The organism is Westiellopsis prolifica IICB1, assembly GCF_004323185.1.
Classification (GTDB): Bacteria; Cyanobacteriota; Cyanobacteriia; order Cyanobacteriales; family Nostocaceae; genus Pelatocladus; species Pelatocladus prolificus_A.
In genome coordinates, this window is sequence record NZ_NAPS01000001.1 from 560,717 (window position 1) to 584,116 (window position 23,400).

At 39.1% G+C, this 23,400-nt stretch carries 16 protein-coding genes and 1 rRNA gene; 5 read left to right on the top strand and 12 right to left on the bottom strand.

The genetic code is table 11. The features are described from left to right. Positions 1–407: 407 nt before the first annotated feature. Positions 408–525, top strand: a 5S ribosomal RNA gene (gene rrf / locus B4U84_RS02390). Positions 526–888: 363 nt separating this feature from the next. Here the strand turns inward: rrf and B4U84_RS02395 are convergent. The 7 genes from B4U84_RS02395 to B4U84_RS02425 all read right to left on the bottom strand — a co-directional run bounded on the left by B4U84_RS02395 (position 889) and on the right by B4U84_RS02425 (position 8,895). Continuing rightward, complete coding sequence (locus tag B4U84_RS02395; protein WP_131115333.1) at positions 889–1,209, bottom strand: hypothetical protein; 321 nt, start codon at positions 1,207–1,209, stop codon at positions 889–891. Positions 1,210–1,784: 575 nt separating this feature from the next. After that, on the bottom strand, positions 1,785–2,855 hold the full coding sequence (locus B4U84_RS02400) for a M48 family metallopeptidase (protein ID WP_131115335.1): 1,071 nt from the start codon (positions 2,853–2,855) through the stop codon (positions 1,785–1,787). Positions 2,856–3,115: 260 nt separating this feature from the next. Next, positions 3,116–4,030 carry a toll/interleukin-1 receptor domain-containing protein gene (locus B4U84_RS02405; RefSeq protein WP_131115337.1) on the bottom strand — a complete coding sequence of 305 codons (915 nt, stop codon included), beginning with the start codon at positions 4,028–4,030 and terminating at the stop codon, positions 3,116–3,118. A gap of 149 nt (positions 4,031–4,179) precedes the next feature. After that, complete coding sequence (locus B4U84_RS02410; protein WP_131115339.1) at positions 4,180–5,736, bottom strand: hydantoinase B/oxoprolinase family protein; 1,557 nt, start codon at positions 5,734–5,736, stop codon at positions 4,180–4,182. Between the two features lie 230 nt (positions 5,737–5,966). Next, positions 5,967–6,263 carry a type II toxin-antitoxin system RelE/ParE family toxin gene (locus tag B4U84_RS02415; protein ID WP_017311740.1) on the bottom strand — a complete coding sequence of 99 codons (297 nt, stop codon included), beginning with the start codon at positions 6,261–6,263 and terminating at the stop codon, positions 5,967–5,969. After that, a complete protein-coding gene (locus B4U84_RS02420) occupies positions 6,260–6,487 on the bottom strand; it encodes an addiction module protein (protein ID WP_026081996.1) in 228 nt (75 codons plus the stop codon). The genes B4U84_RS02415 and B4U84_RS02420 overlap by 4 nt, the downstream gene beginning before the upstream one ends. A gap of 287 nt (positions 6,488–6,774) precedes the next feature. After that, the gene (locus B4U84_RS02425) at positions 6,775–8,895 is read right to left on the bottom strand and encodes a hydantoinase/oxoprolinase family protein (protein WP_131118673.1); all 2,121 of its coding nucleotides are present in this window, start codon (positions 8,893–8,895) and stop codon (positions 6,775–6,777) included. Between the two features lie 354 nt (positions 8,896–9,249). Between B4U84_RS02425 and B4U84_RS02430 the strand changes: the two genes are divergently transcribed. Next, positions 9,250–9,672: a fasciclin domain-containing protein gene (locus tag B4U84_RS02430; protein WP_044453046.1), complete on the top strand. Its 423-nt coding sequence runs from the start codon at positions 9,250–9,252 to the stop codon at positions 9,670–9,672. 148 nt (positions 9,673–9,820) lie between these two features. Here the strand turns inward: B4U84_RS02430 and B4U84_RS02435 are convergent, their stop codons facing one another. Further along, positions 9,821–11,281, bottom strand: a complete 1,461-nt coding sequence (locus B4U84_RS02435) for a glycoside hydrolase family 13 protein (RefSeq protein WP_017311744.1) — start codon at positions 11,279–11,281, stop codon at positions 9,821–9,823. Between the two features lie 1,058 nt (positions 11,282–12,339). Here B4U84_RS02435 and B4U84_RS02445 point away from each other — a divergent pair. From B4U84_RS02445 to B4U84_RS02455, 3 genes are all read left to right on the top strand, one after another. Next, complete coding sequence (locus tag B4U84_RS02445; protein ID WP_131115343.1) at positions 12,340–13,746, top strand: AAA-like domain-containing protein; 1,407 nt, start codon at positions 12,340–12,342, stop codon at positions 13,744–13,746. A gap of 152 nt (positions 13,747–13,898) precedes the next feature. Further along, on the top strand, positions 13,899–17,453 hold the full coding sequence (locus tag B4U84_RS02450; RefSeq protein ID WP_131115345.1) for a WD40 domain-containing protein: 3,555 nt from the start codon (positions 13,899–13,901) through the stop codon (positions 17,451–17,453). 262 nt (positions 17,454–17,715) lie between these two features. Beyond that, a complete protein-coding gene (locus B4U84_RS02455; RefSeq protein WP_017311747.1) occupies positions 17,716–18,480 on the top strand; it encodes a class I SAM-dependent methyltransferase in 765 nt (254 codons plus the stop codon). Between the two features lie 97 nt (positions 18,481–18,577). On the opposite strand, the gene B4U84_RS02460 is transcribed toward B4U84_RS02455, so the two are convergent. The 4 genes from B4U84_RS02460 to B4U84_RS02480 all read right to left on the bottom strand — a co-directional run bounded on the left by B4U84_RS02460 (position 18,578) and on the right by B4U84_RS02480 (position 23,360). Continuing rightward, entirely contained in the window at positions 18,578–19,201 is a 624-nt protein-coding gene (locus B4U84_RS02460) for a TenA family protein (protein ID WP_044453050.1), read from the bottom strand. Between the two features lie 731 nt (positions 19,202–19,932). Beyond that, the gene (locus B4U84_RS02470) at positions 19,933–21,870 is read right to left on the bottom strand and encodes an ABC-F family ATP-binding cassette domain-containing protein (protein WP_026081997.1); all 1,938 of its coding nucleotides are present in this window, start codon (positions 21,868–21,870) and stop codon (positions 19,933–19,935) included. Between the two features lie 176 nt (positions 21,871–22,046). Next, positions 22,047–22,463 (bottom strand): DUF1824 family protein, encoded by a 417-nt coding sequence (locus B4U84_RS02475; protein ID WP_017311750.1) that lies wholly within the window; start codon positions 22,461–22,463, stop codon positions 22,047–22,049. A gap of 54 nt (positions 22,464–22,517) precedes the next feature. Next, positions 22,518–23,360 carry a prohibitin family protein gene (locus B4U84_RS02480; protein ID WP_017311751.1) on the bottom strand — a complete coding sequence of 281 codons (843 nt, stop codon included), beginning with the start codon at positions 23,358–23,360 and terminating at the stop codon, positions 22,518–22,520. Between the last annotated feature and the right edge of the window lie 40 nt (positions 23,361–23,400).

Genomic DNA, 23,400 nt, shown 5'->3' on the forward strand with positions numbered 1-23,400 from the left:
TCCGGTGCAGGCGTAAGAGTATTGAGAGGAGCCTTCCTTAGTACGAGAGGACCGGGAAGGACGCACCGCTGGTGTACCAGTTATTGTGCCAACAGAAGACGCTGGGTAGCCAAGTGCGGAGCGGATAACCGCTGAAAGCATCTAAGTGGGAAGCCCACCTCAAGATGAGTACTCTCACAGCTAAAGCTGGTAAGGTCACAGGTAGAACACCTGTTCATAGGCTCTAAGTGGAAGTGCAGTAATGTATGAAGCTGAGGAGTACTAATAGACCGAGGGCTTGACCTCTACTACTACATTTTTTTCGCTTCAACATTCTATGCAGTCTTCAGGGTTTTGTGATTTTAAGATTTGAGATTTGAGATTGTCAACTTCAATCCAAAATCCCAAATCCAAAATCCACAGGTTTTCCTGGTGTCTATGGCGCGGTGGAACCACTCTGAACCCTTCCCGAACTCAGTTGTGAAACGCTGCTGCGGCGACGATAGTTGTCGGGTTGCCGACCGTCAAAATAGCTCGATGCCAGGATTTTATTATACAAAACCAAAGCCTCCTACAACTTTAGGGGGCTTTGCTTTTGGGAGCATCCCAATTTTTGAACTGAAGTTACCCCGTGCAAACGTATTAATATAGCCTGTAAGGTTGATTGAGCTTTTATAGGCGAAGCCTTCCCGTAGGGTACGAAGGGTTGATCGCAGAGTGAAGAATCTCTCGAAATACTACCCTTCGGGAAAGCCAAGAGCGAACGTTACACGAAGTATGACAAGATTACAGTTCTGAATGCAGATTAAAATTAACTAAAGCGCGACGACTTTGAGCAGCCCAAACAAGACAGATATTTACTTGAGTTGAGCTTGTTCATACAAACAATCAATCCTAAATAACAAATCACTATTCCTCAACTTGGCGAACTGCAAACTTATGTAGAGGTAGACTAACAATACAAGAAAATGTTAAGAAATACGACAAAGCTGTTGTAATCCTCAAAGTCATATGTATTGCTTCCCAGTGAGGAAATACTAATTTTTCAATTCCAAAAGCAATACAGTAAACTAACCAGTAACAAAAGGTCATTCTAAATAAAATTACCTCTGTTGCATCCACATCATTTTTTTGCTGTTTGTTATCCCACAGTAAAAACAGACCAATAATACAAGCTACAAAAGAAACAGCAACAAAAAAATTATGACAAATCAAGTTTCCCGAAGCCATTTTTCTTTATCCTGAAAAATTTTCACTGTTTTAGATCAGTCTAAAGGAATAGATATAAAGATATAGGCAAATAGTTACAAACTGAAATAGATTCTAAGGAATATGTAAATAAATGCTAAAAGTTAATAAATTAGTTTATGGGTAAAGAATTGGGAGTTACGTTTTGATGGGAACAGGACTTACGCAAAACATAACGCGCATTTGCGGTAATTCATGAATTACCGCTACGCAAGAATAAGGTTTTCGGTCACATCTTGCGTAAGTCCTGGGAAGTAAAAAGCCAAAAGTCCTGCTTTTTTATCGATACCTCACCTTAACTCGACTTTATCCATTTTTACGAAACCCAAAACCTGACCCTGAAACCATTGTGGGACGGTAGTTTTAGTTTTTGGAATTTATTGAGAATTAGTGAGATGGAAAAAGTATTTGCCAAAAAGCTAGGGTTTTTGCCGAATAAAGAAAGCTGAGTTCTTAATTTTGGATAAAGTCGAGCTTAACAGTTAAGCAAAAAGTTTTTCCCTGCATAGCGATCACTAATCACAGTTGCGTAAGTTAAGGTAATACGGCTCAAGTAGTTAAGATTTTCCTTTGCCTAAACCAAACCACCCTTGGGTAGAAATTTTCTTTCCACAGTTTGGGCAAAAAGTATGTGAAGCTAAAAGTTCAAAATCACAATGACGACATCTCTGCTGTGTTAGTGGTTGAGCTTCTTCTAATGTAGTTTGCGATAGTTGAGCTTCTTCTGATGTAGTCTGTGGTAATTGGACTTTTGCTTTCCGCTCCAAAACCTCCTGAAATCCTCCAGAATCAACCCATTTTAGAAGTTCATGGGCACGTGCAATCATAAAAGCCTGATCTCTTTGTACTGTACTAATTACTTTGAGGACTTTATTGTATAGATTATCTCCAATTCCTTCAAAGTCTCTTGCTTGATTCATAAATTCACGAATATTAAAAGAGTCAAAATATTTTTGTGGTAATCCTGCCATTTTTGCCAATGCGGTCATTGCAACCTCCAAGTCCTGGCACGCGAGTAAGCCAGCTCGATCTGCGGTATAGTCTGCCATCCTAAGCCATTGGTTTAATGCGATATGTAATCCGCCGGTAATAGAACCAGTTAACCCACCTAATCCAAAAGCTACTGTTGAAATTACATCGCCCAGTACTGGAAGTAAGCGAGCAATATCTTCATAAAGAACCTGCTTGCTCTTGACACGACCAACCTCACAGCCAATCACAAATAATAACTCTGCTTCAGAGAAGTTTTCGATAGCCTCAGTACTAATAGCAATAATTGGCTTACTTACCCCTACTGTAATTCCTTGCAAGTTATTGGTTGGAAAATCTAATATGCGGAAATAGTCGTTCCATCGAAAATAAAATTGTGGTTCTATGTTATGGTCTAAATCTAAATTCTCGCAAGCATATTCAAAAATTTGATAAATTTCAGGAAAAGCCTTATCGGTCACTAAAAGATTACTGCCAATAAACTCAATTCTCAACAAGGTTTCAAACCCAAATTCATAAAATTTCTTCACCAAAAAATCTAATCCTGGTGTTTTTTCTAGTGCTAGTAAAGCTTTACGATCTGCGGGATGTTGGTACTCAAGAGGATCAAGTCCTTCAATTTTTTTAGTGATTATCATAGTTTAGAATCTCCATTTACAACTAAAAGATATCAATTTTTCATCCGAAAAATAGCAAAATAATTATTTTACTGTTTAATATATAAAACAGATCATAATAATGTTTAAAAAAATCTATGGATCTCTGTCTGATTTTTGAAGATGATTTCAGACATAACTCTCATCAAGCGATATTTTCAGTTTCTTGAAATGCTCAAAAATAAAATAATAGTTTTATAAATGGCAAATATGTTCTGTAATAAATAATATACTATAATATACTATAAACTTAATCCTGATATTTTTGCTGCATCATTATTGGCAGGAAAAAAGATGCGAACTTCACCAGGTAGTCCACCTAAATTATCATTACGGTCAATCAAATAAATTATTTCTTTCCCATCTTCCTTACTTGCTCGCGATCCAAGTTTTGTTCGTCCAGTTTTACTCGAATTGATTTGCGCGGGACGTTTGTAGCGATTGGCTGCTGCAAATGATGAACTAAAGTTATTTTTAATAAATCTTTGATCTATTTCTCCATTTTCTCCATTTAAAAATAAAGATTTATGAGCAATAACTTTAAATTTCTGAATTCCTATATCAATTTTATGACTATATAAAGCATCAAATAATTTATCGATGAGGTCAGAGACAATTTTATCCTTTTCCATGACTGATCCTTGAGTAATATGCGGATCTTCAATTTGAGTCAAGGCTTTATCATTACTTACATTGGATGGTGTAGAAACTTTAAATGATCTTCCTTCTGAGGTTGTAGTTTTTTTAATAATCTGAACTAATTCATTTAATGGTTCAGTTTCATTAATTGAATGATGGAACTGTAAATACCGTCTTGATGCTAAGAATACTTGCTCTTCAGATAGTTTTTTAACACCTGGCAGTAAAACTGGAATAATACGCAAGTTATTATTTGAGCAAAACATGATTAATGCATCTAGTTCCCAAATCTCCTGGAATTTTCCAAAACCATGTAACCCAATAAAGAATGCAAAATTCAGTGATTTAACAAGTCCATCCTGTACTTTTGTTGCAATAGGATCTCCTGGATAAATTTGATCTTCATCAATCCAAGGTTTCAAACCTTGCCGTTTGAGTTCTTGAGCAATGGCTCTAACTTCGAGTTTATCCTTGCTATTATGAGCTAAGAAGACATCGAATAGTTGGGTATTTGTCATCGTGAAACACTCCTGTTTATTCTGTCATCTGCACATATATACAAACATACATAAGCAGATTCCAGAAAAATTCTGTCTAATAATTCTGTGGATTATCTTAAAATTAAGCTGCTAGTTCCAAATAGCATTCAATGAGATATTCCTAATGTTTAACTCTTAGCTTTTTCCCCAAATCCTCCTCCTCCAGGGGTTTCGATAATAAAAACATCCCCAGGTTGCATTTGCACTGTCGCTGTGCTGTCTAAATTCTCTTGGGTTCCATCTTGGCGTTGTATCCAGTTGCGTCCAATTTGTCCTGCTTCCCCACCATTTAACCCAAAAGGAGGAATCACCCGATGTCCAGAGAGAATATTGGCTGTCATCGATTCTAAAAACTTGATGCGACGGATGACGCCATTTCCACCTGAGTGTTTTCCTTTACCGCCACTATTAGGACGCAAACTAAAGCTTTCTACTAAAACAGGATAGCGAGTTTCTAAAACTTCAGGATCAGTCAAGCGGGAGTTAGTCATGTGGGTATGGACTGCATCAGTACCGTCAAAGTTAGCCCCTGCGCCAGCACCACCGCAGATCGTTTCATAATATTGATAATGCTCATTACCAAAGGTGAAATTGTTCATTGTTCCTTGAGAAGCAGCCATGACACCCAAAGCACCATATAAAGCATCGACAATGACTTGGGATGTTTCTACATTTCCAGCTACCACTGCTGCTGGATAGGTTGGGTTTAGCATACAGCCAGAAGGAATAATTATTTCTAGTGGTTTCAGACAGCCAGCATTAAGAGGTATGCTGTCATCAACCAGAGTCCGAAAGACGTATAAAACTGCTGCTTGGGTGACAGCTTTAGGAGCATTAAAGTTAGTATTTAATTGTCTAGATGTGCCTGTAAAATCAATCGTAGCGCTGCGGTTTTCTTGGTTGATTGTGACTTGAACTTGAATGCGTGCGCCGTCATCCATTTCATAAATAAATGAGCCGTCTTTGAGAACATCAATAGCTCTTTTCACTGATTCCTCTGCATTATCTTGGACAAATTTCATGTAAGCTTGGACTGTTTCGAGTCCATATTGATAAACCATTTTCCGCAGTTCTTGTACTCCTCTATTATTGGCGGCTATTTGTGCTTTAAAATCAGCAATGTTTTGGTTAGGGTTACGAGCAGGATAAAGATGATTCAAGAGCATTTCTCGAACTTGATTTTCTCGAAACTTGCCTTGTTCAACTAAGAGAAAATTATCAAATATAATTCCTTCTTCTGCGACTGTAGTACTATGAGGAGGCATGGAACCGGGAGTAATTCCTCCGATATCGGCTTGGTGTCCGCGAGAAGCTACATAGAAAATAATTTGTTTTTCGTCTTCATCAAAAACGGGAGTAATTGCTGTCACATCAGGGAGATGGGTTCCACCATTATAGGGATTATTGGATAAATACACATTTCCTGGTTTAAGAGTATCGCTTTGATCATTAATTAAACTACGAACGCTTTCACTCATGGAGCCTAAATGTACAGGAATATGAGGAGCATTAGCAACCAATAATCCTGAAGCATCAAAAATGGCGCAGGAGAAATCTAGACGTTCTTTAATATTTACTGATGCTGCTGTGTTTTGCAGAACAATTCCCATTTGTTCAGCAATAAATTGATAGAGGTTTTTGAAGATTTCGAGGCGAACGGGATCGCTTTGAGATGTTGTGTACATAATTAATTTATATCGGCACAAATAAAGTTAATTCGTTAGAGTCTTTATCAGTTATTGGTAATTGGTTATGTTTATTTTCATTCACCTAAGTATTTTTTATAAATAACTATAGAAGTGCACAGAAGTAGAGGAAATTATTAGGTATTTTTGGTTTACTGAGTTAGATAAAATTTTTAACCTATAGTTAGTTGCATGTCAAAATTTGGGAACTTCTATATGTAAAGATAATTTTAGTATTTATCTAACCATTGTTTTGGATCGCGTTTTGCATGGAAGCAAGCAAGTACAAAAACAGTATCTTGGTCAAAAACGTAGAGAATTATGTATGGGAATCGACGGATTAATGCTCTTCTTACCTGTTTGTGAATGACTTGGTAAGCAAGGGGGTTTCGTCCAATCCCTGATAGACAAGCATCGACTGCACGGACAAATTCAGAACCCAAGCCTGGATTTTGAGATTCGTACCACTCAAAAGCATCCTGAATATCGTATTCTGCTTCTGGCCGGATAATCAGGTTATAGTTCATCGGGAGGAGCCTAACCGTTTTTTAACCTCTTCCCAACTAGAGCCATTTGTGGGGTTTTTCTTGTAACTTTCTAACCGTCGATCTAACTCTTGTTGTTGCGCTTCACTCAAGCTAAGTTCCTCTTGCTGTTCTACGATACTGTCCCATAAATCTTCAGCAAGTTGGATACGTTCCGCAACGCTGAGTTGAGAAATGTCAACTTTCAAGAGGGGATGGGAACTCATGAGTATAGAGTTAGAGTTTAGTTTTTTACTATTGTACAACATTGCGGTTTTAGGCAGTACATTTTGTTCCACTTAACCTAAAAGTCGTCATTTGTGATTTGTCATTTGTCATATATTGAACATTAAATTAGTCTTAACACTGCTCAGTGAAGTGCCGTGAAATAAATTTCCGGCTTAAAGCTTAAACCCATTGAAATGGGTTAAAAGGTTATCTCATAAGCTTTGAGCCACTAATTTATTTTAGGGCAAGATTTTAGACAAAACGCCGAACAGTATTGAAACTACACCTAATCAATACGTTGCAAAACTAAATGATTGCGTTCACTTAAGCTTGCTTTCCATTCAGGTTCAACTACGATTGTGCTAATTTTTTCGACAATAATTGCAGGTCCATTAATATGATCTTCTGGTTGTAAATCTTCTCGTCGATAAATTGGAGTATCATGCCATTGATCAGCAGTAAACATTTGTACTATCTCGACAGATGTCGGAGGTTGATTCAGAGGACGACTACGAGTGATTAATGGTTCTTCAGGAGTATCGATTTTCTGAATAACTTCTACTGAAGCGGATTCAACAATTAAGGTTTTTTCGATTTGAATAAAACCGTAGCGAGATTTATGTTCGACCTCAAATTCTTGTCGCATAATTACTACATCTAAAGCAAAATTAATAGTCAAAATCGAGTTCGTTCCTTCATATTTCAAATTAACTTTTCTGACTACTTCCTCTTCGGTGCTTGCTTCAATTACACCTGCGCTATTAGTGGAGAAGGGTAATTCTTGTCTAGCTTGGGTTTCTAAAACTTGCATTAATTGTTGTAATTGCGGGACTAATTCTTGGGTGAGAGGTTGTTCCACTCCACTTTCTCTGATTGCTCTTACATCAGCTAATCCCATACCATAAGCTGAAAGTACTCCTGCATAAGGATGCAAAAATATCTTTTTCATTCCTAAAGTATCGGCGATTAAGCAAGCAACTTGACCGCCTGCACCACCAAAACAACAAAGCACGTATTGAGTAACATCATAACCTCGTTGGAGACTGATTTTTTTGATCGCGTTTGCCATATTCTCGACAGCGATCGCAATAAATCCAGCTGCTACTTGTTCAGGAGTACGAGTGTCATTTGTAGTATTTTTGATATCTTGAGCTAATTGAGTAAATTTATGAACGACAATATCCTTATCTAAGGGCAAATTACCATCCACCCCAAATACAGAGGGAAAATATTGAGGATGAATTTTGCCTAACATGACATTAGCATCGGTGACAGCTAACGGCCCGCCACGACGGTAACAAGCAGGGCCAGGATTTGATCCCGCCGATTCTGGTCCAACACGATAACTAGAACCATCAAAAAACAAAATTGAACCACCACCAGCAGCAATAGTATTAATTGCTAACACGGGAACCCGCATCCGGGCGCCAGCTATTTCTGATTCTAGTTGACGTTCATATTCTCCTTTAAAGTGGGCAACATCTGTACTTGTCCCGCCCATATCAAAGGTGATAACTAAATCAAAACCTGCTCTTTTGCTAGTTTGAACTGCGCCAACAATACCCCCAGCTGGGCCACTCAAAATACTATCTTTGCCTTGAAATTGTTGTGCATCGGTTAATCCACCATCCGATTTCATAAACATTAATCTCACACCGGGTAACTGATTAGCTACTTGGTTGACATAGCGCCGCAAAATCGGAGTTAAATATGCATCTACGACTGTTGTATCTCCGCGACTAACCAGTTTCATTAAAGGACTAACTTGGTGGGATACAGATATCTGCGTTAAACCAATTTCCTGGGCAATGTTTGCGACTTGTTGTTCATGATTGGGATAGCGATCGCCATGCATAAATACAATGGCACAACTACGAATCCCTGTATTATAAACTTTTTGTAAGTCTGTTTTGACCTGTTCAATATTGACGGGAGTTAATTCGTTACCCTTAGCATCATTGCGTTCGTCTACTTCAATCACCTGTTCATAAAGCATGGTGGGTAAAATAATATGTCTTGCGAAGATATTAGGGCGATTTTGGTAGCCAATTCGCAATGCATCTTTAAACCCTTTGGTAATCAGCAGCACAACGCGATCGCCATGTCTTTCTAACAGTGCATTTGTGGCTACTGTGGTTCCCATTTTTACTACTTCAATGGCTTCTGGTGGTATGGGTTGATGACGCTCAAGTCCAATTATATCGCGAATCCCTTGGATAACAGCATCTTGATATTGTTCGGGATTTTCTGAGAGTAGTTTGTAAACTATAATCCATTCCTGATTGGGAAGAGGAACAATTAAAAAACGTTTTTGGTGTTGGGAAAGTCTATTTATAATTGCTTGATTATCAGTAACAGCAACAATATCTGTAAATGTACCACCGCGATCAGCAAAGACTTTTAGCATATTAGTCATTTGTTAATGGTTTAGAAGTAGGATAGCAGTTGAATTGAGAGTGTTTCTACTTGAAATTGTTATTTAAATAACTAGTAGTCTGGCAACCCAACTTTGAGGGGTAAGGGAACGAACCGCGTTCGACAAAGTCGTTCCCGGAGGGTAGACGCGAAGTACGCGAAGGAAGAGGAAAAGAAGGTGAGTCTAAAATTGGTTTACCGAGCAAAGTTGACTTGTCAGACCACTAGTTATGGGCATTATAAGTTCAGCCAACTTACTTAACTACATGTCTGTTGATAGAGGTTGACAGCTATTTACCCACTCTATAAGTAACTTATTGAACAACCTCAACGAAGTAAAAACCTCATGGCTGATATTGTAGAGACTGCTGTTAACACAGGTGATTTTAATACCCTAATCAAAGCTGTTGAAGCTAGTGGATTATTAGAAACTTTTAAAAGTGAAGGCCCTTATACACTCTTTGCACCCACTGATGAAGCTTTTGCTAATCTACCAGAAGGAACATTAGATGCTTTGCTAGAAAATATTCCAAAGTTGAAGAGAATTGTTGCTTATCATGTGGCTTTTGGAGATGTCAGATCTGATGATTTGGCACAAATTGATGAAGCACAAACAGTTGAAGGATCGGTGGTGGCGATCGCATCGGTTGATGGGAAATTCCAGGTAAATAACGCCAATGTTCTCAAAACAGATATCTTAGCTGACAATGGCGTCATCCATATTATTGATCAAGTTTTGATGCCTGCACTAGTTGTTGCAGAATACTAAGTTGATATAAAATTGCCTGCGATTTAAATCGCAGGCTGATAGCAAAAATCATTAGACTAACTAAGCTTTTAGTCTACTAAAGTAGTGGTTCACTATATTGATTTTGACAAGTTGGCCAGATCCCCGACTTTTTTAAAAAGTCGGGGATCTAACCCATACCCAAAATACAACCACTGCGGGGAGGAATATTTAAAGTTAATTGGTTCGTTTCTCGCTGATTGTGCCATTTGAACTCAGCATTACCATATAAAAGCTTCTTGGGTTGGCTATGCAAGTTAATATGTATATTTGCTTTTGCCGATGCAGTACCAGCATTAACTGCTACTATGATTTCCTGCTGATTTAAACTACGGGCAAACACGTACAACTCACCATAGGCATGTAAAACTTGATAAGTACCTGTACGCAAGCAGGGATAAGCGTGGCGCAGAGCTATTAATTGGCGGTGGGTATCGAGAATTTCTCGGTTCCAGTTTGCTTCCAGAGGAAAACCACGCCGGGAATCGGGATCAAGACGACCTGGTAAACCTACTTCATCGCCATAATAGATACTACTCGCACCAGGAAAAGTCAGTAATAGTAGAGTTGCTAGTTCCACGCTGGGAATATCGCCTCCCGCAATGGAAATCAACCTAGCGGTATCGTGACTTGCTAGCAAGTTTAATTGGGTAAGTTGAATTTCCCAAGGGTAAAGTTGTAGCAGTTCCTGGATTTTGGTAGCATATTCGGCTGCAAATAACGGTGGATATGGATGATAAGAGCGATCTTGTACTTGTTCCATATCGACGCGATCGCCTGCGGTAAATGCAATCGTTGGTGCAGCAAATAAATAATTCATGACACCATCGAACTGCGTACCATCCAACCATTGGCGGGAATCTCCCCAAACTTCACCCACTATATAAGCTTCCGGATTAATTGCTTTGACGCGATCGCGAAACTCTTGCCAAAAACCAGGAGTTTTGATTTCAAATGGTACATCTAATCGCCAACCATCAATGCCAAATTTAATCCAATATTCGGCAATTTCCATAATGTACTCGCGTACTTCTGGGTTGTCGTGGTTAAATACTGGTAAGGCTCGATTGTCAGCCCAACCTACATAGTTAGCGGGAAATTCACCGTTGTAAGGAGATAAAGGCCAGCTTTCTATCTTGAACCAATCCACCCAAGGCGAATAGGGGCCATTTTCCAAAATATCGTGGAAAAAGAAAAAACCACGACTGGAATGATTAAATACTCCATCCAAAACTATTTTGATATTGCGGGCGTGGGCTGCGTCTAGCAATTCCTTAAAAGCCGGATTACCGCCCAACATCGGATCAACTTGATAATAATCATGGGTATGATAACGGTGATTACTTGCAGATTGGAAAATCGGCGTAAAGTAAATCGCATTAATTCCCAAATCCTGAATGTAATCTAACTGTTCCAGCACACCCCACAGATCTCCTCCTTTATAACCTTGGAGTGTAGGCATTGCATCCCAATCTTCCCAACTCGCATTATGTAACAGGCGCTTGCGTGGTTGTTTACTTCTGGCAAAGCGATCAGGAAAAATTTGATAGAAAACAGCATGTTTAACCCAGTCTGGTGTACTAATCTCCATGTGTTACCCTCTTTGTTACCCATCGCGATCGTTGCAGATACTGGGTTAATTGTCTCTCACACCTGTGGTAGAAAAATTTGAACAGGATACAGAATGCGATCGCTATTACCCAACAAGTTGTCGTTAGGTCACAACTTAGTGTCGTTAGATCACAACTTAGTGTCGTTACGACACAACTTAGTGTCGTTAGATCACAACTTAGTGTCGTTACGACACAACTTAGTGTCGTTAGATCACAACATAGTGTCGTTACGACACGATAATTTAACGCATCTACTTACAATCTTTCCCACAAAAAGCGATCGCACTTCTATATTTATAAGCTTTATTTTTTGCAGAACTATAGATCCCCGACTTTTCTAAAAAGTCGGGGATCTGAGGTAAATGTATACGTTTGATCTGAAAATCTAAGGAAATAGTTAAGAGATTTAGGCAGATACTTATTATACAGGTAAATAAAATGAATATATAAGTAATATTTATGACTAAAGATTAGACAAAGTTACTTATAGATGATTAACTAAGTATATGTTAATCAACTCGTATGTATAAGGAATACTAGGGGTAAAATTATCTTAATGAAGTTAAACATACAAATATGAATTTAAGTCAATTTTTATACTTTTCTTTAAAAAAAGTATATTTTTTAGCACACTCATTTAGGTCTGAAAGTATTAAATTTAAACAGTTAATAAATGCCTATCACAGTTACAATAAACTGGTATTAACTAGTTTTCTTCAAAAAGAGAAAAGAAATGAAAATCTTAAATTTTGAACAAACTCATTTCTTGTGCGATCGCATAGAATATTCAGCAGCTATATCTATTCCTAGCATTGTAAATCAACTTGCTGCTTTTTTGATCACTGTCATATGCATGATAATACTGAATAAAAATTTATACTATTGTTCGTCTACATAGACTGTGCGAGCATAACCGCGAGTGTAAGATAATTTTGTGTTTGTTATTAAAATTCCCTTGTTGACAAAAGGCTCAGAGTAAAGGCTAGAGATTTTTTGATATCAAAAATTAACAAGTATAGGGTTGTCTAGTTAGCACATGGAAAGATCTAAAGCTACACGCAGACGGGGAGTTATGCTGACCTCCGCAGGAATGAAGCGGTTGCAAGCAGCGATTTTAAGAGTAGAAATAGCAGAAAATAATGGTAATCGCTTCAGTTTGGAACAGTTAAGCGATCGCATTAAAATTTCTACTAAAACGTTAACTCGGTTGTGGTCGTCGAATGCAAGTGTGGATCGAAAAACCCTCAAACTCTGCTTCAATGCCTTTAACTTGGAATTACGTCGGGAAGACTATAATATCTTGAGTGAACCGAATTATACAGAAACTTTTTCAGGATTACTAACAAGTTTAGACAAAAAAGACATATATGCGTTTGAATTGCCATCCATTCAAGAAATATATGAACATTCTGAATACATTTGGTCATATCCAGATGGCCCAGTTCCCCTAGATTCGCCACTCTATATCGAACGTCCACCAATTGAGAAACTAGCCTATCAGGAAATTACGCAACCAGGGTGTGTAATCAGGATTCGCTCTCCAAGAGATATGGGTAAAAGCTCTTTGGTACTGCGGTTGCTTGCTTTCGCACAAAAGCAGCGATATCACACAGTCAAATTGGATTGTCATCAAATCGATTCGCTGTGCATGATTGACTTAAACCACTTTTTCCGTTTTTTTTGCTGGCGTGTAGCAAAAGAATTAGGTATTGCTCCAAATATAGATGCCTACTGGGATGAAGAAATGGGTAGGAAAATGAGTTGTAGTTTATACTTTAAGAACTACTTGCTCAAACAAATCAAACGTCCTGTACTTCTAGTATTAGAGCAAGCAGATCGCTTTTTTGGACATGCAGAACTAGCCCAAGAGTTTTTCACTTTGTTGCGTTCATGGCAAGAGGAAGGACGAAGAGATCCGATCTGGCAAAAACTGAGACTAGTAGTAGTTTACTCTACCGAAGTGTATGTTTCTTTGGATATTAACCGCTCCCCATTCAATATTGGATTACCCTTACGTTTACCAGAATTTACTGAAGAACAGGTAAAAGAATTAGCTAGAAGGCACGGACTAGACTGGAGTTATGGTAGCGAAGTGAACCGACTAATGTCACTTATAGGGGGACATCCAGCCCTAGTTCGGATTTCTCTGTATAATATTTGCTCTCAAAAAATTACTCTAGAACAGCTGATACAGGAGGCGATCGCCAACGGTGGTATCTACCGCCATCATTTATGGCGACATTGGGCGATTCTACAAGAGCAATCCAGTCTGATGGATACGTATACTAAAATTTTGGCGGGTAGGCAAAGTACTTTTATTGATCCTGTTGAGATTCACAAGCTTGATAACTTGGGAGTGATTAACTACGAGGGCGATCGCATCAAACCACGTTGCGAACTCTATCGCGCCTACTTTGAAAAGCAACTCTCTGCAATTCGTTAATTAATTTTTTTGGTCATTGGTAGAGACGCGATGAATCGCGTCTGTACAATGGTCATTGCTAAAAGCTAAGAGTTCCTTGTCCCCCTTCCCGATCCCTGATTAACCTATCTCATTTAAAATATTTATTTCGTTTTGAATACACGCAATATTCCATGAGATACCAGGTTGGTGGTAGTCTGCGAGGTAACGATCCCACCTATGTGATTCGTCAAGCGGACAAACAACTTTATGCGGGGCTAAAAGCAGGTGATTTTTGTTACGTATTAAACTCTCGCCAAATGGGCAAGTCATCTCTACTACAGCGAACCAGCTACCGCCTGGAACAAGAAGACTATGCGTGTGTTTATCTGGATCTCTCCCGATTGGGCAGCGAGGAAACAACATCTGTACAATGGTACAAGAGCATTATTATCAGCTTGTTTTACGAGTTAAATTTAGCACAGCAGATTAACTTTCAAGATTGGTGGAAACAACAAACAGAATTTTCCTTAATACAACGACTGCATCAATTTGTGGAAGAGGTGTTGTTGCCAAATGTGCCAAAAAAAGGTATTTTCATTTTCATCGATGAGATTGATAGTCTGTTGAGTTTAAGTTTCCCAATCAACGACTTTTTTGTGTGGATACGTCATTGTTATAACCTGCGATCGCACAATTCACAATTTGAGCGTCTGGGATTTGCGATTTTTGGTGTTGCTAGTCCATCCGATTTGATCGCTGACAAAAGTCGAACACCTTTTAATATTGGTAAGGCAATAGAATTATACGGCTTTCAATTAGAGGAAGCCAAACCATTGCTCAAGGGGTTAGAAGGATTAGTTAGTCAGCGAGAAACAGTGCTGAGGGAGATCATCTACTGGACAAAGGGACAACCGTTTTTGACTCAAAAACTTTGTCAGTTAATCTTACAGCAAGCTTGTGAAAATGCAACAGGAATGATCAACCTGGCTCCAGGTACAGAAGCATCTTGGGTGGAACAATTAGTGCGATCGCACATCATCTACAATTGGGAATCACAGGATGAGCCGGAACATTTGCGTACCATTCGCGATCGCTTATTATTCAAAGAAGAACGAGCAGGACGGTTGCTAGGACTCTATCAACTAGTATTGCAAGCACCTGTAGCAACTGATGACAGCCAAGAACAGACAGAACTATTATTATCTGGATTGCTCGAAAAGCGTGATGGTTATTTAAAAATCAAAAATCCCATCTACCGCAGTGTCTTCAATACGCAATGGGTAGCAAAGCAGTTAAATTCTCTGCGTCCCTACTCACAAGCATTGAATGCATGGGTAGCATCAAACTACGAAGACCAATCGCGTCTATTGCGGGGACGGGCGTTACATGATGCTCAACAATGGAGCCAAGGCAAAAGTTTAAGCGATGTTGATTATCAATTTTTAGCCGCCAGTCAGGAAGTTGAACAGCAAGAAATCCAAATTTTATGGGAAGTCGCACGAGCAAGAGAAGTTGAAGTACGACTGCTACAAGAGAAAAAAACCGCTAGATTACAAAGATTTGTACTGGTGACAGTGGCTATAGCGTTGCTCATCTCTAGCGGATTGGGAGTAGGAACTTTTATTTTGTACCGCCAAGCAGTTAACAGCGAACATCAAGCAAGGATGAGCGAAATTGCCGCCCTAGTATCTTCTTCTGAGGGATTGTTTGCTTCCAATCGGAAATTGGATGCACTTGTAGAAGCAATCAAAGCTACACACAAATTCCAAAAGCTGAAAGAAACTAATACAAATATAGAGCCTCAAGTCAAACATGTATTACGGCAAGCAGTTTATGGAGCAGACGAATACAATCGTTTTTCTGGACATACAGCAGCAATTCTTACAGTAGCTATTAGTCCTGATAGTTCCTTAATTGCGTCCGCAGGTATAGATAAAACAATTAAGTTATGGCGTCGTGATGGAACGGAAGTCGCTACACTCAAAGAGCATCAAGCACCGATAAGAGTAGTAGATTTTAGCTTTGATGGTCGAATGCTTATCTCAGCTAGTGATGATGGAGTCATTAAACTTTGGCAGCGAGATCCCAAAAACGGCGCATATCATCTATTTAATAGTTTCGTTGCTCATAATGCTGCGGTCTGGGGACTTGCTTTGAGCCGGGATGGTCAAACTATTGCATCGGCTAGTCTTGACAAAACGGTGAAACTGTGGAAGCGTAACGGTTCTTTGCTCAACACTTTTACAGGTGATAATGTCGGTTTTCGGGGTGTAGCATTTAGTCCTGATGGTCGGGTTTTAGCTGCTGCGACTCTGAACAAAGCAATAAAGTTGTGGAGACAAGATAGCACAAGTTGGGAGCAAGCCAAGCCCCTACAAACCCTCGAAGGTAACGCAGGTTGGGTTTCCGCAGTTGCTTTTAGCCCCGATGGTCAAACTATAGCTTCATCAAGTGAAGACACAACCGTTAAACTTTGGCGAACAGACAGCACAAATGGTAACTATCGCTTGTGGAAAACTCTTCCAGGTCATAGTGCAGCGACTTGGCAAGTTGCTTTTAGTCCGGATGGTCAAACTATAGCCTCCGCCAGCCTCGACAAAACAATTAAACTTTGGGATATTAATGGCACAGAACTGAGAACGCTAAAAGGACACAGCGCATCGGTATGGGGAGTGAGGTTTAGCCCTGACGGTAGTTTTATCGCCTCAGCGGGTGCAGAAAACATTGTTAGATTGTGGCAGACTGACAACAAATTTCAAAAGAGAATTGTTGCTCATGATGCTGGGATTTGGTCAATTGCAATTAGTCCCGACAGTGGAGCGATCGCCACAGCAAGCCACGACAACACAGCAAAATTTTGGAGTCCCCAAGGTAAATTACTCAAAACTTTTTCTGAATCTAACCGTCCCATCTCTACGGTTTCATTCAGTCGCGATGGCAAATTTGTTGTTCTTGGCTTGGAAGATGATACAGTAAGAGTTTGGCAACCAACAAATAGTTCTTTAGTTGCTACTTACAAAAATCCCAACGGTAAACTTTTTGCCACAACCTTGAGTCCTAACGATCAAGCGATCGCCATGGCAAATACTGATAAAACTATTAGACTATGGTTACGCGATCGCCAAGCATCTTGGCAAAACTTTCAGCTTTCACCCAATATCCTCAAAGGACATCAAGCAGAAATTTGGCAACTTAGATTTAGTCCAGACAGTCAACTTTTAGCTTCCGCCAGTAGTGATGAAACCGTAAAGTTGTGGACACTTGATGGTAAATTGCACAGAACTCTCAAAGGTCATACCGCACCTGTATGGAGACTTGCTATTAGCCCTGATGGAAAGATGGTAGCCTCTGGAAGTGGAGACAATACCGTAAAATTGTGGACACTCGATGGTCAATTACTCAGAACTCTTAAAGGTCACACAGCTGCGATTTGGGGAATTGCCTTTAGTCCCGACAGTCAAATAGTAGCATCTGGAAGTGTGGATACTACTATCAAACTTTGGCGAATTGACGGTACAGAAATCGCAACTTTGACAGGACATACTGCTGCAATTCGAGGACTAGCTATCAGTCGTGACGGGAAAATATTGGCTTCAACTGGTGATGACAATACACTTATGCTGTGGAACTTACAGCAAATTCTCAATCAAGATGTACTAGCGTATGGCTGTGCCTTGGTGCAGAATTATTTGCAGACTAATACAACAGTAACAAAGAGCGATCGCTACCTTTGTGAGCGAAACTGAAAACTGTAGAGGTGTTTGTCTTAAAGAGGGAACTCTTAACAGGGAACTCTTAACAGGGGGGAACACAAAGGGGGATTTACACCCCACCTGAAACATACCACTTATAGAAGTGGGGGTCTCTTACTCCCAGATAAGGAACAGGAAATAGGAAAAACTGTTAAGAGTTCCCTATTAACAGTTCCCTTCTTCGATGGATTTTTAAGCACTAAAGTGCTTACTACAAACACTCAAAACTAGTTTGATAGAGTGGAATTCATAACCTATGCATTATCCCAAAAAGTATAATTTTATTGTTTCAATACTGGTTGTTTCAGTAATAATTTGTGCTTACTTAATTTACCCAATCAACACAACAATTGCAGCTACAACCTCTTCTCCCGTTTACGAACAACGAAAAACTCATAACCCAGATGGTATCGGTAAATACTACATGGGTAGAGAAATAGCTAAAGTCATGGGACATACTGGTGCAGGTTGGCTAGAACGTCCCAGTCGTGAAACAGAAGAAAAGCCAAGTAAAATCGTAGACGCCCTTAACCTCAAACCTACAGACGTAGTAGCAGATATTGGTGCGGGTACTGGTTACTTGAGTTTTCGTATCGCTCCCCAAGTACCACAGGGAAAAGTCCTAGCTGTAGATATTCAGCCAGAAATGCTGGATATTATTAGCTTTTTCCAGCAAGAGCTAAATGTGACCAACGTTGAGCCAATATTGGCAACTCTCACCAATCCCAACTTACCAAATACAAGTATTGACTTAGCCTTGATGGTAGATGCATATCACGAATTTGCCTATCCCCAAGAAGTGATGCAAGCAATTGTCAAAGCATTGAAACCAGGCGGTAGGGTGGTGTTAGTTGAATATCGGGGTGAAAATCCTTTTATTATGATTAAACGCTTACATAAAATGACTCAAAAGCAGGTGAAAAAAGAAATGCAAGCTGTTGGTTTAACGTGGCGCGAAACTAAAAACTTATTACCGCAGCAGCATCTAATGATATTTGAAAAGCAACCATTAAAACTTTGAAAAATTACTTACCACACACCAAACCCTCACCAATGACCTATGACAAATGACCATTGTACAGACGGGATGAATCCCGTCTCTACCAATAACCAATAACCTAACCTGCATTAAAAGCCATTTGCCAAAAATTATGTTCAAATTTTGCCACTTTGACAAAAGCTTCTTCGGCTTGCTGTTGAATATCATTAGTGGCAGTTTGTAACACTTCATCAGCTTGTTGTTCCAAAATTTTTACATATTCTGTAAAATCAGAATTTCCCCATCTGTTGGCAAATTCATTGTAGGGTACCGGCATCCTACCAGGCAATTGCCAACCTTGATTGTAAGCTAATTCCATTGCCCAAAATGCAGTTGCTTGTATCGGATAAGGTTTATTTCCAAGACTATGCATATATTCACAGTATTCTTGACATATTGGTTGTTTTTTTATGTCTAGATTCAGTTGTCTTTGTGCGGCTTTTTGTTTAAACCAACTCAATTCGTCTTGAAGTGCTGCTAATTCACCAAGTATCACATCAAAATGATGTAGAGGCGCGCTGGCTAATACTCTTCCTACCATCCGCGTAAACTCAATAACAAACAAATAATCTTGTACTAACCACGTATTAAATTGCTCAGGTTTGATTGTACCTAAATGACATTGTTGTAGGAAAGGATGTATAGTAGCAGCGTGCCAAATTTGAGAATGAGTTAGTAATAGTTTTGTGCAGGTAAATGGCATTTTATATTTTGTTGAATCGGTACACAATTAATATTAATTTAAAGATTGTGTCTGATGTAAAAAGTATAAAATTGCTATGGCAATCGAGAGGTGAGGTTCCCGAATTCTTAGAGAAAGCGCAGGGTGGTTTCATACAAGCACCAGAAAAATTAAAATCTTCTTTTAAAGCCTCTCCCCTTATATCGCCCAATGGTCAAAATCTATTAGTTCCATACAGGAAATTTGGACGTGATTGGCTGCGCTTAATTAAGGAGAATAATGAGTGGAAACTTTGTCATAATTTAAATAGCTAAAAATAACTATAGCGGAATGGCACTTAACCCGCTCCACTCCCATTTGATAAGTGATAGCGCCATCTGCTGACGTAAAGTAGAACGAGGCTGCTGCATAAGAGGATAAGCTTTAGGACGGCGCTTTCTAACTATCGCTTCACTCCGTCCCGGACGCTCTGAAATGAGTTTGTCATTGTTAATGCATCACGTTACATTGCGATTGTATCGCCTTACATTGTTAATGCATCGCGTTACATTGCGATTGTATCGGCTTACATTGTTAATGTATCGCGTTACATTACGATTGTATCGCCTTACATTGTTAATGCATCGCGTTGCATTGCGATTGTATCAACTTCCAAAAATTAACCCAATCTTCTGTGAAAAAATTCTGCGTCCCTCCGCGTTGACTTTGCGTTCCTCTGCGTTTAAAACATTACAATTTTACGCAAAGCTCTACTAAGACTCAATTTCCGCCAATTCTAACCACCGTTCTGTCGCTTGATCAATTGCTTTTTTGAGTGCTTCCACCTGTTCATACAACTTTTGTACCTGCGTATAATTTCCTGTGGAAACATTCGCCATGGCTTTTTCTGCTTCTGCTTTCTCAGTTTCTAATTGAGCAATTTTATCTTCCAACTGCTCAAACTCCCGTCTTTCCCAAGTTGATAAACGCTTTTTCTTGGCTGTTTCTTTGGGTTGAGTTTCTGTTGATTGTGTCTGTTGATTTTTTGGCTTTTCCTTTGTATTAACAATTGCTTGTTGCTTTTCTTCTTCGGCTTTTTTGTAATCGAGATAAACTGAGTAATTTCCAGGATACTGGCGGATGTTACCCCCTGCTTCCAAAGCAAAGATAGTATCTACAGTCCGATCCAGAAAATAGCGATCATGAGAAACTACAATTACACAACCGTTAAAATCCTCTAAATATTCTTCCAGTACCGCCAAAGTTTGCACATCTAAATCATTTGTCGGTTCATCTAAAATCAAAACATTTGGCGCACTCATCAGCACACGCAACAAGAATAACCGCCGTTTCTCTCCACCAGAAAGTTTATAAATCGGTGCATACTGCTGGTTCCCTGGAAATAAAAATCGCTCTAACATCTGGGAAGCAGTGATTTTTGTACCATCTGCTATTTTGACGTGTTCCCCTTCTTCTTTGATGTAATCAATGACGCGCTGATTTTCATCTAGAGCAGTGAGTAATTCTTCAGAATGCTGATCAAAATAGCCAATGTGAATCGTCGTCCCAATCTCTACACTACCTGTATCTGGCTCTACCCGTCCGGTAATTATATCCATTAAAGTAGATTTACCAGCACCATTACCGCCAATAATCCCAATTCGGTCTTCAGGACTAAACTCGTAGGTAAAATCTTTAATTAAAGTTCTGACACCGAAAGCATCGCCATAACTTTTCGAGATATTATTGAGTTCAATAACTTTTTTGCCAATTCGACGACTAGCTGTAGCAATATCAACTTTACCTTGAGCTTGTTTAAACTCGGTCGCTTGCATGTCGCCAATCCGGTCTATTCTGGCTTTTTGCTTGGTACTTCTGGCTTTTGGCCCTCTCTTCAACCATTCCAACTCTCGACGCAACACTCCTTGAAACTTACGCTGACTACTAACAGCACTTTCTTCAGCATCAGCTTTCTTTTCCAGGTAGTATGAATAGTTACCAGAATAGGTGTAAATATCACCTCTGTCTATCTCTATAATTCGATTAGTGACACGATCTAAAAAATAGCGATCGTGAGTAATTAATAAAAGTGCGCCACGATAACGATTCAAATAACTTTGTAACCACTCCACCGAATTTGCATCCAGATGGTTTGTCGGTTCATCCATCAGTAACAAATCTGGTTCTGATAGCAAAGCTGTAGCTAAAGCAATACGCTTACGATACCCTCCAGATAAAGTTCCAACAATAGCATCAAAATCTGTAATTCCTAATTTAGAAAGAATAATCTTCGCATTAGTTTCTAACTCCCAAGCACCAGTTGCATCCATACGTTGCATCACCACCGAAAGCCGGGACATTAATTGACTATCTTCCGGATAATGAGCAAGTTTATCAGATATTTCTTCATACTCACGCACCAAAGCCATATTTTCGCCACTGTCAGCAAAAACTTGCTCTAAAACAGTATGCTCATCATCTAAATCTGGCTGTTGGGGTAAATAAATAATCTTCGCACCAGAATTAACTAAAATTTGACCTTCATCAATTGGTTCTAAACCAGCTATCATTTTTAAAAGAGTTGATTTACCAGAACCATTTGTACCAATTAAACCGACCTTATCATTAGCATCTAAACTAAAATTGGCATCTTTGAGAATCTCTTTAATGCCAAAATCTTTTTTTACGGATTGTAGTGTGATTAAACTCATAAATTTTTGTGTAACTAATTTGGTGTCTTGGTGTCTTTGTGAGTCCACTTGCCGTCTTGGCGGTTCCCGTTACGATGGCAAGGTGGCGAACCCGAAGGGTGGTTAATAAAATGTTTACTTAAACCACCAAGACACTGAGACACAAAGAAAACTTTTGTCGCTAACAATCTATTTATTTAAACAAATAAATCTAAGGGTAAATGACCGTACATCTCATTAATTCCCTCTGAAGAGTAACATTGACAAGATACCAACACCCCGCGATGATGTCCAAAATAAGTATCTATGTGACACACGCCATTTTTCCCATTTAATTTGATGTATACAGGCCCATCAATTTTAGGTAAATTACTTGGTGGCTCATACCCCAAAGCGAGGGAATAAGTTTTCATTGCGAGCATTCCTTCCTCTTCAGTATCAGCACAAATCCCTAAAATTTGATAATCAGATAATTTTGCTAGAAAAAGTAAAGCTTCTCTGATTACAGGCTTTTCTGATGGTTTAATTTTTGGTGCTATGTCTACACAGTTGAATTTATTCAGAACTTTTTTAGCTTCAGCAATTGTGAGATTGGTTTGATTTGTGCTTGACATATCTCGGTTTATTATCTGTGTTGATGTGCGCTTGTGTTCAAGAACAATTGAGGTTTAATCCTGTGTGGTACTCACATTGAAAAGAAAGGGAACACTACTTTGTGAGTCTTTACCCATGACGAGAACTTTTGGCATTTGAGCGCCGCCATTTTTCCATGCTTCAATTGCTTCTTTTTGCAGAACTAGTTGTCCTCCTGGAGCTTTTAAGGTTTCCGCCAAAAGTTTTTGAGCTTCTGATTTCCCTTTGGCGCGATTAATTTCTGCTTGTGCTTCTTGTTCGGCTTCTTGTGCTATGTAAACTGCTCTTTGTGCTCTTTGTTCAGCAATTTGTTTTTCCTCTACGGCTTTAGCAAACTCTGGAGAAAAAGTCAAGTCGATAACGCTGGTATCCAGAACTATTATTCCATATTTTTCTAGGCGTTGACCTAATGCTGTGTCAAAATCATCCTTAAGTTCATTTCTTTTGGTGATCGACTCTTCTACTGTCCTCCTTGCGGCTGCGATTTTGAATGATTCCTGAGTTTGAGGAGCAATGATTTTAGCGACAATATTTTCTAAGCTTCCCTGTTTTCTTCTAATTTCAACTACTTGTTGGGGATCTATACGGAAATTAATCGCAAATTTTGCTGTTAGTTCTTGTAAATCTTTGGTAGCACTTTGAGCTGGTATTTCATATTTTTGCACCGTCACATCGTATACATCTACTTTGGATATAAATGGCGGTTTGAAATGAAAACCTTCTATTAAAGCTCCATCTCTGGCTTTACCCAATATACTCAAAACTCCCGCCTCTCCTGGATTAATAATGATAAAAGAGTTAAGACTCAAGATCACAAGTATTGCGATTGCAACTCCTGCTACTATGTTTTGCCAACTACCTAATTGCTGGTTTTTCATTTTCCGTCTCCTTTGTGTCTAAGGAATAGGCATCGGGCAT

What these genes read in the sequence shown, in the direction of transcription:
- B4U84_RS02470 (WP_026081997.1), bottom strand. Translation starts at nt 21,870, where the DNA reads ATGAGTTTAATCACACTACAATCCGTAAAAAAAGATTTTGGCATTAAA.
- B4U84_RS02445 (WP_131115343.1), top strand. Translation starts at nt 12,340, where the DNA reads ATGGAAAGATCTAAAGCTACACGCAGACGGGGAGTTATGCTGACCTCC.
- B4U84_RS02420 (WP_026081996.1), bottom strand. Translation starts at nt 6,487, where the DNA reads ATGAGTTCCCATCCCCTCTTGAAAGTTGACATTTCTCAACTCAGCGTT.
- B4U84_RS02450 (WP_131115345.1), top strand. Translation starts at nt 13,899, where the DNA reads ATGAGATACCAGGTTGGTGGTAGTCTGCGAGGTAACGATCCCACCTAT.
- B4U84_RS02430 (WP_044453046.1), top strand. Translation starts at nt 9,250, where the DNA reads ATGGCTGATATTGTAGAGACTGCTGTTAACACAGGTGATTTTAATACC.
- B4U84_RS02475 (WP_017311750.1), bottom strand. Translation starts at nt 22,463, where the DNA reads ATGTCAAGCACAAATCAAACCAATCTCACAATTGCTGAAGCTAAAAAA.
- B4U84_RS02395 (WP_131115333.1), bottom strand. Translation starts at nt 1,209, where the DNA reads ATGGCTTCGGGAAACTTGATTTGTCATAATTTTTTTGTTGCTGTTTCT.
- B4U84_RS02460 (WP_044453050.1), bottom strand. Translation starts at nt 19,201, where the DNA reads ATGCCATTTACCTGCACAAAACTATTACTAACTCATTCTCAAATTTGG.
- B4U84_RS02400 (WP_131115335.1), bottom strand. Translation starts at nt 2,855, where the DNA reads ATGATAATCACTAAAAAAATTGAAGGACTTGATCCTCTTGAGTACCAA.
- B4U84_RS02455 (WP_017311747.1), top strand. Translation starts at nt 17,716, where the DNA reads ATGCATTATCCCAAAAAGTATAATTTTATTGTTTCAATACTGGTTGTT.
- B4U84_RS02425 (WP_131118673.1), bottom strand. Translation starts at nt 8,895, where the DNA reads ATGCTAAAAGTCTTTGCTGATCGCGGTGGTACATTTACAGATATTGTT.
- B4U84_RS02405 (WP_131115337.1), bottom strand. Translation starts at nt 4,030, where the DNA reads ATGACAAATACCCAACTATTCGATGTCTTCTTAGCTCATAATAGCAAG.
- B4U84_RS02435 (WP_017311744.1), bottom strand. Translation starts at nt 11,281, where the DNA reads ATGGAGATTAGTACACCAGACTGGGTTAAACATGCTGTTTTCTATCAA.
- B4U84_RS02415 (WP_017311740.1), bottom strand. Translation starts at nt 6,263, where the DNA reads ATGAACTATAACCTGATTATCCGGCCAGAAGCAGAATACGATATTCAG.
- B4U84_RS02480 (WP_017311751.1), bottom strand. Translation starts at nt 23,360, where the DNA reads ATGAAAAACCAGCAATTAGGTAGTTGGCAAAACATAGTAGCAGGAGTT.
- B4U84_RS02410 (WP_131115339.1), bottom strand. Translation starts at nt 5,736, where the DNA reads ATGTACACAACATCTCAAAGCGATCCCGTTCGCCTCGAAATCTTCAAA.